At 48.4% G+C, this 12144-nt stretch carries 6 protein-coding genes; all 6 read right to left on the reverse strand.

Annotation, left to right across the window (positions count from 1 at the left end):
* Nucleotides 1–4: 4 nt before the first annotated feature.
* A complete protein-coding gene (locus NZM01_02130) occupies nt 5–1642 on the reverse strand; it encodes an EAL domain-containing protein (GenBank protein MCS6958828.1) in 1638 nt (545 codons plus the stop codon).
* Nucleotides 1639–3945 carry an ATP-binding protein gene (locus tag NZM01_02135; protein MCS6958829.1) on the reverse strand — a complete coding sequence of 769 codons (2307 nt, stop codon included), beginning with the start codon at nt 3943–3945 and terminating at the stop codon, nt 1639–1641. Before NZM01_02135 ends, NZM01_02130 begins: the two co-directional genes overlap by 4 nt.
* A 72-nt stretch (nt 3946–4017) precedes the next feature.
* Nucleotides 4018–6510 carry a methyl-accepting chemotaxis protein gene (locus NZM01_02140; protein MCS6958830.1) on the reverse strand — a complete coding sequence of 831 codons (2493 nt, stop codon included), beginning with the start codon at nt 6508–6510 and terminating at the stop codon, nt 4018–4020.
* An 86-nt stretch (nt 6511–6596) separates the two neighbouring features.
* Nucleotides 6597–7790, reverse strand: a complete 1194-nt coding sequence (ispG, locus tag NZM01_02145; GenBank protein MCS6958831.1) for a (E)-4-hydroxy-3-methylbut-2-enyl-diphosphate synthase — start codon at nt 7788–7790, stop codon at nt 6597–6599.
* Nucleotides 7791–7811: 21 nt separating this feature from the next.
* A complete protein-coding gene (menD, locus tag NZM01_02150; protein ID MCS6958832.1) occupies nt 7812–9536 on the reverse strand; it encodes a 2-succinyl-5-enolpyruvyl-6-hydroxy-3-cyclohexene-1-carboxylic-acid synthase in 1725 nt (574 codons plus the stop codon).
* Nucleotides 9533–12118: an ATP-dependent chaperone ClpB gene (clpB, locus tag NZM01_02155; protein ID MCS6958833.1), complete on the reverse strand. Its 2586-nt coding sequence runs from the start codon at nt 12116–12118 to the stop codon at nt 9533–9535. The genes menD and clpB overlap by 4 nt, the downstream gene beginning before the upstream one ends.
* Nucleotides 12119–12144 lie beyond the last annotated feature (26 nt).

The raw sequence follows: 12144 nt of genomic DNA on the forward strand, positions 1-12144 counted from the left end.
CCTCCTACACCCTTCTGCTACTTAACCATACATCAAATTGATCAGGGGAAATCGGCGAAGTAAAAATATAGCCCTGACCGTACTGACATCCCAATCGATGTAATAATGCCAGCTGTTCTTTCGTTTCAATGCCCTGGGCAATAATCTCCCACTGCAGTTCATTAGCCAGCTCGATGATCGATTGGGTGGTGGCAACAGCGTGTTTATCCGTCGGTAGATGGTGCACAAATGACCCATCAATTTTGAGATAGTTGGCAGGGAAATGTTTGAGAATTTCGTAGGAAGCAAAACCTGTGCCAAAATCATCAATGGCAACTTTTACCCCCATTTCCTGCAAAGTCCGCAGATGAGTAATTAGTTTAACGGGATGTTGCATTACTACTTTTTCCGCAATATCCAAACAGAGAGGATAACGGCGTACATGCTGCACTAAATTGGCAAAGGTACTGTCACTCTGAAAGTGTTTCCCCGATATATTCAAGGAAATAGGCAAATGCCATCGATTGTATAAATTCTCTGCTTGCTCTAATGCCCATAGGTCCAGGTCTAAAATCAACCCCGTTTCTTCTGCTAAGGGTAAAAACCGATTAGGCATAATTGTGCCCATCTGGCGATGTTGCCATCGCAGTAGGACTTCTAAACCAACAACCACCTGCCTACTCAGTTCCACAATGGGCTGCACAACTAGGCGAAATTCGCCGTGCTCCAAGCCTTGCCTCAGGCTGTTTTCCAACGCCATCCGTTCTGCAAATTCTACCCCTAGGGATGGTTCAAAACATTGATAACGGTTGTGCCCTAGCTGTTTACTGTAGTAGAGTGCACTATCGGCGTTCTTCAATAAATCTTCCGCTGTTAAAGCATCCTGGGGATAGAGGGAAATGCCAATGCTGGTGGTAATAAAAATTTCATTGCCGTAAATTGTATAACCCCTCCCTAAGTGGTGAATCAACCGCTGGGCAAATTCCTGCACTTGCTGTCGATCGGCTAATTTGGGGGCGGCTATAGCAAATTCCTCTCCCCCCAACTGCACCATCGGATAGTCCGCGGGCAACAAAAATTGTAATCTTTCTCCTACTGCCTGCAGTAATTCGTTGCCAATATCCCTACCTAAAGCCCCATGAATGAGGGGCAATTGGTCAATTTCCAGCAACAGGAGTGCTAGTCCCTTGTTCCCCACCACGGGAATCAAACTGTTGAGTAACTGATAAAACTCATTCCTTTTGTATGCAGAATTGTTATCTTGACCCATTTCCTGGGCGTATTTCTTCCAACACTGAGCTTTCTGTAACCGCCCCTGAATTGCTCCCAATAGTTCTGCTACCGTAAAGGGCTTAGTTAAATAGTCATCTGCCCCTAGTTCCATGCCGTGGCGCATGTCCTGCTTGTCCGCTTTGGCAGTGAGAAAAATAAAGGGAATCATGGCTGTCGCAGGCTGTTGGCGTAGAACTTTTAGAGTCTCATAGCCGTCCATCTGGGGCATCATCACATCACAGAGAATTATGTCAGGTAGGTGTTCCGTTGCTAAAGCCACTCCCACTAAGCCGTTTTCTGCTCCCAAAACTTCGTAACCCTCAAAGCGCAGGGTGTCCATAATCTCTTCCCGCAGGGCATCCATGTCTTCTACTACTAAAACTTTGGTCATACTTCCCTCCCGATCGGTAAAGTGACGGTCACGATCGTGCCGACTCCTTCTTGGCTGTGTAGGGTCAGTTTCCCCCCCTGCAGTTCCACCGCTGATTTAGCAATGGAGAGACCTAAGCCCGTCCCCGCAATATTGCCCACATTCTGGGCGCGGTAGAAGGCATCAAAAACACGTTCTTGGTCTTTGAGGGGAATGCCCATACCTTCGTCCTTGATCTGGATAATTATATTTTGCTGCTCCTGGCGCAGAGTCAGGGTGATGTTTCCCCCTTTGGGGGAGTATTTGATGGCGTTGGACAGCAAGTTGACTAACACCTGGCGCATCAGTTTGGTGTCAATCCAGACTACACCGACCGGCGGATGGGAGCACTGAAAGTGAATGTGATGTTTGTCCGTGGCTAACACACTAATCTCGCCGAGGATGTCTTGGCAGAGCTGGGCAATATCAATGGGAGCAAGTTGCAGTTTGCGGGTTCCCGATTCAACTTTAGAAATACTAAGAATGTCTTCTAGCAATTCGGTCATGCGCTTAACTTCCATTTGAATTTTGTGCAGTCTTTCTTCCCGTTGTTGGGGGGTCATTTGTTCGCTGTAGCGGAGTAGGGAATCACTAGCAGCTTGAATAGTCGCCAAGGGGGTACGAAATTCATGGGAAGCCATGGACACAAAGTGGGACTTTAATTCACTTAGTTCCTTTTCTTTCGAAAGAGCCTGTTCTAACTGTTCTAAACTCTGCTGAAGTTGGGCAGTACGTTCAGCCACTTCCGCTTCTAAGTGAGTATTCAGCTGTCTGACTGTTTGCAAGAGAATAGACTGTTGTAATGCCACTGCCACATGACTGGCAATCTGTTGTAAGAGATTGATTTCAAAGGGTTGCCATACTCTGGGAGCAGAACAGTGATGGGCAATCAGTAATCCCCATAATTTACCACTGATGATAATTGGTACAACTAGGTTTGCCCGCACTTGGAATTGCAACAAAAGGTCGCGGTGACAACTATGGATAGGGGCAGTGAAAACATCATCAATACTGTGAACTCTGCCCTGGGTGTATAGTTCCACGTACTTTTCGTGAAAACAGTGATCATAGACCTGCTTGGAAATAACACTATCCCAGGGGGGCTGTACCGACTCGACAACAAACTTGCCTGACCAATCGGTTAAAAATTGAAAGATGACAACTCGTTCTGTCTGTAATAGCTGTCTAACTTCTGCTACTGTGGTATGCAAGATAGAGTCAATGTCCAGCTCCCTTTGAATGCGCAGGGTGATTTCCCCCAGCAAACGTTCCCGTTCCATTTGATAATACAGTTGGGCTTCCGCCGCCTTGCGGGCGCTGATGTCCGTATAGCTGGACAAATACATCGGTTTGCCCCGATAAAAGAGGAGAGAAACCGACACCGCTACATACTTGATCGTGCCGTCAGCGCAGCGGATTTTCACCTCATCTTCCCAGGTTTCCCCCTGATAACGTAGTTGTGCAATATGACTGAGTAATCGCTCCCGTTCCCCCCGATCGGGATAGAGTAGCTCTATAAAATGGGGATTACTATTAGCCTCTGCTTGGGAATAGCCCGTAAATGCTTCCATGGCGGGGTTGAAGAGGACAAAATCACTGACAGAAGGACCCAAGGTAATCCCTTTTTTTACTGCTGTTAAGAGGGTAAATAGCTCCTCTTCCCGTCTCAGCAGTTGTTGGGAGGCAGCTTGTGCCACCCGCGCATCCCTTAAGTCAGCAATGATGTAGGTCTTGGATTCCCCCGAACTGCCTTGAATTACGCGCATCTCCGCGGGCGTTATTTCTCCCGATCGTCTTAAAATCTCAATCTCTGTATGTTCCCCCTGCACCAAGGGCAACCCAAATTCCTGCCCCACAATTTCCCAGGCTGGACGATCGAATAGCTCCTCCGCTGCTGGGTTGACAAACTGTACTACGCCCTGGGGGTCAAGGACTATCATGCCGTCGGGATATTTGTTGAGGAAGTCAAGCAAGAGGGGTTGGATGCCCGTTGTTTCCTGGCAAGTGCCGATAATTTTTCCCTCCCCCGGAGTGAGAGTGACGTTGATTTCCCGCTTCTGATATAGCCAATGGTGGACTACTTGCTTATTTTCCCTATAACAGTCCTGACAAGCTCTAATTAACCCGTCGGCTTTGATTACTTCCCCCAAGGGTTGGGGCAAAGGTAGGGGTTCTCTGCCTAAAAGTTCCCACCATTTTTTATTCGCCTCCAGGAGGTAGAGGACATCCCCCTGCCATTGGGCAACAAAAATGCTCACCGCTACATAGTCAAAAACTGGGAGCATGGTCACGCTAGGGAAGTTTATATTTGCATCCTAGCAACACCTACCCCTTTTCTCCCGAAACCACAAAAAAGTTTAAGATTCTACCTTGAATTTACCCACCTGTTCCTGCAGTCTTTGGGATAGGGCAAGCAGTTGGTCAAAGGTCTGGGCTACCATCTCTGCCTGCTGGGAATTGTTGTTAGCGATCGTTCCCACCTCTGCCATTACCTGTTTGACCCGATTGGAGTTGATCAACTGTTGTTGGGAGGCTCGGGCAATGTCGTTGACTAGTTGACTAATTTCCGCACTCACTTGGTTGATCACTTGCAGTCTTTGCCGTGCCTGTTCAAGTAGTTCCGTACTTTCTGCTACCTGCTCCGTGCCTTCTTGGATGGAACTGACTACTTCCCCCACCTGCCCCTGAATTTCCTCTAGCAGACGGCGAATTTCTCTGGTCGCTTCCGTCGATCGTTGGGCTAATGCCCGTACCTCATCTGCCACTACCTTGAAACTCTCCCCTTCTTCCCCTGCTCTAGCAGCTTCAATAGAAGCATTCAATGCTAATACATTTGTCTGGGCAGCAAAGTTACCGATTAGTTTCACCACCCTGGCAATTTTCTGGGAAGCATCCTCTAGGAGCTGTACCTTTTCCGCTGCTCGTGTTACTTTCTCCTTCGCTACATTGATTTCTGCCACAGTGCGGGTCATGACTTTGTCCCCCTCTGCCACTACCGCTACGGCTTCGTTTACCTGGTTTTGGGCTACCTGTGCCCGTTGCTCCACCTCCTGCAAAGATTGTGCCATCAATTCCACCTGCCCCACTGCCTTCTCCAAGGCTTCTACCTGCTGTTTAGCTCCCCTAGCCACTGTCTTGACTACTTGGTCATTGGCGATCGTGCTCTGGGTCACCGTGGCTGCCGACTCCTTTACCCCCAAGACCAGTTCCCGCAAACTGCGAATCAAAGAATTGTAAGAATCAGCGATCGTGCCCAACTCGTCCTCTGTCACTTTTGCCCGAATCGTCAAATCCCCCCTACTCACTGGGTCTACTTCTAATAATAACTCCAATGCTCGTCTTTGTAATAACTCCTTCTGCTCTCTCTGCTCCCGAGCTAGTCGTTCTGCTTCCTCTTTCAGTTGCATTGATCGTTGTACTTCCTCTAACTGTGCCTCGATCGAGTTTTCAATGTTGATCACCATCTGGTTGATGCTTGCTGCTAACTGCCCGATTTCATCCCCCCGATCGGTGTCTAGTTTTTGCAACTGCCCTTGCCCTACCAGGCCAGCAAAGCTGGCTAATTGTTGGATGGGAGTAACGATCGAGTTCGCCACATAGGTTCCTAGAAATGCTAAGACAACCAAAGTAATCAATCCGATCCCATAACTCTGTAAAAGAGCAACTCTCAAGGTAGCATCAATTTCTCGGCGAGACTTACCAATGAAAGCAATGCCGACCACTTCTTGCTTGTGATTAAATAGAGGCTCGTAGTAAGTGAGATAGAAATCTCCGACAATGTTGGTTTCCCCTAAAAACTTCTCCCCTGCAATTAAAACTCTCTCCGCTACTTCCCTGGCTACTCTTGTCCCAATCGCCCGCGAGCCATCGCCTTTGCCTGTCCTGGGGTCGATGTAAGGAATAGAAGTATTGATACGAAAATCCTGGGCGAAGATGGTAGCTACTGGCACATTGTTCTTAACTTGGAAGGTATCCACAATGCCGTAGTTACGGTTGATAAGGGAGCCAATTATTACCACTCCCACCGTATTGTTGCCCCGTTTAATGGGGTGAGTAGCAATGGTCACTAGGCCTATTTTGCCAGTTTCCACATCAAACCTGCCCTCAGGGAAGGGAGCATCTTCTGGCTTCAGACCGGCTATCTTTTGGGGACGGGGATTGATGCGCGCCTGTTCTGCCAGACCGAGCTTTTGCAAAATACTACTCCTGACCAACTCTGCACCGCTTTGGGGTTGTCCTGTACTGAGAGTAGTTTGCAGAATTTCTAAGTCCGCTAACTCTACCCCTGTGCTGATGCTATAGGAACGATAGGCAGGACGATAAACCTCGTCACCAGCACGTAGGGGCGGATTATCGACAAACTTATCATCTATAACTTGACCCCTACCGGCAATTACACGACCTTGACTATCTACCACTACCTTGAAGCTTTTAATAGACTCAGGTTCAACGTTGCTGCTCAACTGTAATAAGGGCAAAATAGAGCTCGAATCCCTCAGGTTGATAGTCGGTGATTGCAAAGCTCCCGCCGTCTTTTCTGCTTCTGGCAGAGCTTCTGCCAATGACCACAGTACAAAGTCAGTAGTAAAAAATGCTCCCTTTTCCTGGAGAGTTTGCGTCAGGTTGTCGATGTAGTTTTTGCGGGAGTACTGTACGTTAAATTGGGTAATTATCACTACCGGCAAGGCAGCTGCTAACCAAAGAGAAATAGTAATTTTCCAACGCAAGCTCAAATTCCGCCAGAAATTCTTTAATCTGGGTCTCTTGGGTAGGTTGGGCAGAGCAAAAGTCCGTTCCTGTTTTCCCGCTTCTACTAACATCAACTGTCCTCCCTGGTATATTTTACCCATTTAAGCATACCCCAGGCTCGATCGCCTATCACGCCCTGCTACGCTGGGGTCAGCACCATCGACCCCCAGTGATTTGCACCTCGGGCCTAGGGAGTAGCGGGAGGATCAACCCATCTGCCGTCGGCTTTAATGAGGGCAATCAGTTCTTCCACTCCTTTCTCTTCTGGTACCTTCTTAATTTCCTCTCTGCCACGATAGAGGGAGATATAGCCAGGGGTACGACCCACATAACCATAATCTGCGTCCGCCATTTCCCCAGGACCGTTGACAATGCAGCCCATCACAGCAATGTCTAAGCCGACAAGATGTTTAGTGGCTTCTCTGACTTTGTGTAGGACTTCTTCCAAGTTGAAGAGAGTACGACCGCAGGAAGGACAGGCAACATACTCTACCATCGTCTTGCGCAGTCCTAGAGCTTGCAAAATACTGTAACAGACTGGTATCTCTTTTTCTGGCGGTTCTGTTAAAGAGACCCGAATGGTATCGCCAATGCCCTGGGCTAGGAGGGTGGCAATCCCTGCTGTGGATTTGATCCTGCCATACTCACCATCCCCTGCTTCCGTCACCCCCAAATGTAGAGGATAGTCCATACCTAGTTCATCCATGCGCTTGACCATCAACTGATAGGCACTGATCATCACAGGTACCCGCGAGGCTTTCAGGGAAATGACTAAGTTCTTGTAGTCTAAATCCTCACAAATGCGAATGAATTCTAATGCTGATTCCACCATGCCTAAGGGGGTATCACCGTAGGTAAACAACATTCTCTCTGCTAAAGACCCGTGATTGACTCCAATGCGCATAGCTTTCCCCTGTTCTTTTAATGTCTGTACCAAGGGCTTGAGAGTCTCACGAATCTTTTCCCCGATTTCGTCAAATTCTGCCTTGGTGTACTCTGTGCGATTGGGTTTCGGTTTTTCAAAAACGTACAGACCAGGATTAATACGTACCTTATCCACGTGCTTAGCTGCTTCCAAGGCTATCTTCATACCGTTGTGGTGTACGTCCGCTACCAGGGGTACGTCTTGGTATTCCTGCCGCAATTTGCGCTTAATCTCTCCCACGGCATGGGCATGGGCAAGGCTAGGAACTGTCACCCGCACAATCTCACAGCCAATTTCATGGAGACGACGAATCGCCGCTACGGAGCCATCGATGTCTAGGGTATCTTCGTTAATCATCGACTGCACCACTACAGGAGCATTTCCCCCAATAGTGACGTTGCCAACTCTTACAGGGCGAGTTTTGCGTCTAACGATCGTGCCTTGATAGTTGTCCATAGGAAGTGGTCATCGCTGTATCTAGTCTAGCTTTTTTCTGCTGCTAGGAGCCAATAAGTTTGTTTCTATTGTTTGTATTACTTTTTGCCAGAAGTTGTGACGTTGTTGCCAGTCCTTTTTCCCATCGGTCTTGATGCTGATAATTTGCACACCTGGTTGGGTCAGGGCATCTTTGACCAAATCTGTAACTTGAGAAATAGTAGAAGCCTGGTGCCAATCAGCGCCATAACCTGTGGCAATCTGCGCCAAATCAATCCCGATCGGTGTCAAAAATAGTTCCCTAAAGGGTGGTTCAAAGCGGGATATAGGTAGCATCTCAAAGATTGCCCCCCCCTGGTTGTCGATTAGCAAAATAGTCAGGTTGATGGGATTTAGCTTACCCAGTAGTAATCCATTTATATCGTGACAAAAGGTAAGATCACCACAGATGAGTAATACAGGTTTTGGTACAACTTTTGCTACCCCCATGGCGCTGGAGATCATGCCGTCAATACCATTGGTGCCACGGTTGGCAAATACTGTTACCCGCTGGCAGTTGTGGAAGTAGCTATCTAAATCACGAATTGGTGTGCTGTTGCCAATGTAAATGATGGTCTGATCGGGCAGGTGGGCAGCTAGTTCATAATAAATTTTCCCCTCAAAGGGATAGTCAATACCTGCCATCCATTCATCTAAAACTATCTGGGTCAAACTGTTGGCTTGCTCCCACAATTGTAACCACTCCCGATCGAGGGGCTGTGGCTGTAGTTGAGGTAGTAATTGTTGACAAAAATCTGTTACCGTGAGGGGAACTTGATAATTATTGCCATGGGTAGGGTCACTGTTGTCGTAGCTCCCGATCGTGATTTGCTGACAGTGGGGATGCTGTTCTAACCATTGGCGGTAACTTTTGGAGGTGGGCATATCACCCAATCTCAGGACTATTTCTGGCTCTAGTCTCTCAGCTAGGCAAGGGGAACGGAGAAAACTATCATAGTGACTAATGACATTTTGTCTGGGCATGCCTGTGGCTTCTGCTAGGAGGGGATAGCCCAAAGTTTGGGCTAACTTGTGCACTAAATCTGTTTCTGCCAGGGGGTATTTATTGACACCAACTACGACGACACCTCGCCGTTTGCTAGCCAAGAGTTCCCTGAGTAAATCTACATTTTCTAGTTGCGTCTTAGTACCCAAATGTTGCCAGGTAGGTAGGCTGGCGTAGAATTGACTGTCCAAGCTTGGGGGGGCTAGGGGTTCACTGAAGGCAAAGTTGAGATGGACTGCTCCTGGCAAAGGTTGTAAAGACCGACTGACTGTAGCCTGTATAAGTGTGGCTAAATAGCGATCGTTTGCGGTTGGTAGTCCGACTTCAACAAATTGACGGACATAATGACCAAAGATATGGAGCTGATCGATCGTTTGTTGGGCACCGCAATGCCTCAGTTCGGGAGGGCGATCGGCGGAGAGAATAACCAAAGGCACGTGACTGTAATAGGCTTCAATCACAGCGGGAAAATAATGGCTAACAGCAGAACCAGAGGTACAAACTAAAGCTACAGGTCGCCTTTGTGCCTTTGCCATGCCCAGGGCGAAGAAACCCGCCGAGCGTTCATCTATCTGGACGTAGATGTCTATTTGGGAGAGCAGATACAAACCCAGAACCAAGGGTGTAGAACGGGAACCAGGAGAGATACAAACCTGCCTCACACCCGCCTGCCACAGGGCTTGGGCTACTACTTTTCCCCAGTCCAAGTTGCGATCGGTCATTCAAATATCAGCTGATTGTCTGCCAGTCTCACTTTGATCGTGTCACCCGTGGCATATTTCCCTGCCAAAATAGCGTCGGCGATCGGGTTTTCGATTAGTTTCTGCATCGCTCTTTTTAGGGGACGGGCACCAAAGGCGGGATTGTAGCCCCGCTCGATGATAAATTCTTCCGCTTCCTCTGTCAGAGCAATAGCTAGTTTTTGTTCTGCCAAACGATCGGTAATGCGTTTTAATTGTAGTTTGACAATCTGGCGCAGTTCTTCTCTACGCAGGGCATGGAATACCACAATTTCATCAATACGGTTGAGAAATTCAGGGCGAAAACTTTTTTGCAGAGCATGCATTACTTTTTGCCGTTGTTCTTCCCCCTCCCCTGCCAACATGAACTCACTGCCAATGTTACTAGTCATGATGATAATTGTGTTTTTGCAGTCCACCAAGCGCCCTTGACTGTCTGTAATTCTGCCATCATCCAACACTTGCAGGAGAATGTTAAACACGTCGGGATGTGCCTTTTCTATTTCATCAAACAAAACTACAGAGTAAGGTCGGCGACGCACTGCTTCGGAAAATTGCCCCCCCTCTTCATAACCCACATAGCCTGGGGGTGCACCAATCAAGCGAGAAACTGTGTGCTTTTCCATGTATTCCGACATATCGAGGCGGATCATCGCTTGGTCGGAGTTGAACAAAAAGTGGGCTAGGGACCGCGCTAATTCGGTTTTGCCCACACCTGTTGGACCCAGAAAGAGAAAGGAGCCGATCGGTTTGTTGGGGTCCTGCATACCTGCCCTTGCCCGTCTGATGGCTGCTGCCACGGAAGCTACAGCTTCTGCTTGTCCCACTACGCGTTCGTGTAAATGGGCTTCTAACTGCAACAGCTTCTGTCGTTCCGGTTCCAATAAACTGTTAACGGGAATTCCTGTCCACCTGGCTACAATTTCCGCTATGTCATTCTCTGTCACCTGTTCGCGAAAAAGGGAGGTACCCTCCGATCGGGTTCTGTCAATCTGCAGCTCTGCTTCATCTAGTTGTTTCTCTAGCTCTGTCAAACGATTGTATTTTAACTCTGCTGCCAAGTTGAGGTCAAATTCCCGCTCTGCTTGCTCGATCTGTCGCTTGGTTTGCTCAATCTCTTCTCTGAGGGCTTTGACAAGGTCAATAGCTTCTTTCTCCGCCCGCCATAACTCCTGTAAATACACCTGTTTTTGTTTGAGTTTGTGGATTTCTGTCTCAATCCGCTCGATTCTTTCTGCTGTTACCTGGGCGGCTTTGCCTGTGAGATTGTCTTCCCTTTGCAAAGATAGTTTTTCCATCTCCAGTTGCATGATCTTGCGATCGAGTTCATCTAGCTCGATCGGTTTGGAAGTAATCTCCATTTTTAACTTCGCCGCAGCTTCATCCACCAGATCAATGGCTTTGTCCGGCAGAAACCGATCGGTAATATAGCGATGGGACAGAGTGGCAGCACTGATCAGGGCGGAATCGGAAATTTTGACACCGTGGTGGACTTCATATCTTTCCTTCAACCCCCGCAGGATGGAGATAGTGTCTGCCACAGTTGGTTGGTCAACTAATATCTGTTGAAAACGCCTTTCCAGAGCAGCATCCTTTTCAATGTACTTACGATATTCATCTAAAGTTGTTGCCCCAATACAGCGCAGTTCCCCCCTTGCCAACATGGGTTTCAAGAGATTACTAGCATCAACTGAGCCTGTCCCTGCCCCTGCCCCCACTACTGTATGCAGTTCATCTATAAATAGGATGATCTGACCCAGAGAACTGGTGACTTCCTTTAACACTGATTTCAGGCGTTCTTCAAACTCACCCCTGTACTTTGTCCCAGCCAGCAGCGCGCCCAAGTCTAGACTCACCAGTCGCCGTTCCTGCAAAGACTCAGGCACATCCCCCCGTACAATCCGCTGTGCCAGACCCTCAATAATGGCTGTCTTCCCCACCCCCGGTTCACCAATCAAGACAGGATTGTTTTTCGTCCGCCGCGACAACACCTGAATCACCCGTCGCACTTCCTCATCCCGCCCAATCACAGGGTCTAACTTTCCTTCCCGCGCTAAAGCTGTTAAATCAACACTGTATTTCTCCAACGCTCCGTACTTCGATTCCGGATTGCTATCTACAACCTTCTGCGCGCCCCGCAAGGATTGCACGATCGGTTCTAACTTTTTCCTATCCAAATTGACATGGCGCAACAACCGTTTGCCTACCCGATCGTCTTCTGCCAGGGCCAACCATAGATGCTCGATGGAAATGTAGGTATCCTCCCATTCCTCCCGCAAGTCCGCCGCCCGATCGAGGCAGGCATTCAGGAACCGTCCTAAATACAATTCCCTAGGATTAGCAATACGGGGTTGACTGCGCAGAAATTCCTCTAAATGTCGTTGTAACCGGGCCAGGGAGACACCAGCAAAAATTTGTTTAGTCAGACCATCCTGCTCCAGGAGTGCTAGGGCTAAGTGTTCTACTTCCAGCTCTTGGTGTTGAAAGCGCCGCGCTACGTCTTGGGATTTGACAATCGCTTCCCAAGCTTTGTCCGTAAATTGATTGGGGTCAGTTGGTTGCATAGAACTTGTCGGTACTGCTAGGCATG

It is taken from the genome of Pseudanabaenaceae cyanobacterium SKYG29, from assembly GCA_025055675.1.
Taxonomy (GTDB): domain Bacteria; phylum Cyanobacteriota; class Cyanobacteriia; order Pseudanabaenales; family Pseudanabaenaceae; genus M5B4.

Bases quoted from the DNA above. Each gene is read 5' to 3' on its own strand.
- NZM01_02130 (MCS6958828.1), bottom strand. From the start codon at position 1,642: ATGACCAAAGTTTTAGTAGTAGAAGACATGGATGCCCTGCGGGAAGAG.
- ispG (MCS6958831.1), bottom strand. From the start codon at position 7,790: ATGGACAACTATCAAGGCACGATCGTTAGACGCAAAACTCGCCCTGTA.
- NZM01_02135 (MCS6958829.1), bottom strand. From the start codon at position 3,945: ATGCTCCCAGTTTTTGACTATGTAGCGGTGAGCATTTTTGTTGCCCAA.
- menD (MCS6958832.1), bottom strand. From the start codon at position 9,536: ATGACCGATCGCAACTTGGACTGGGGAAAAGTAGTAGCCCAAGCCCTG.
- NZM01_02140 (MCS6958830.1), bottom strand. From the start codon at position 6,510: ATGGGTAAAATATACCAGGGAGGACAGTTGATGTTAGTAGAAGCGGGA.
- clpB (MCS6958833.1), bottom strand. From the start codon at position 12,118: ATGCAACCAACTGACCCCAATCAATTTACGGACAAAGCTTGGGAAGCG.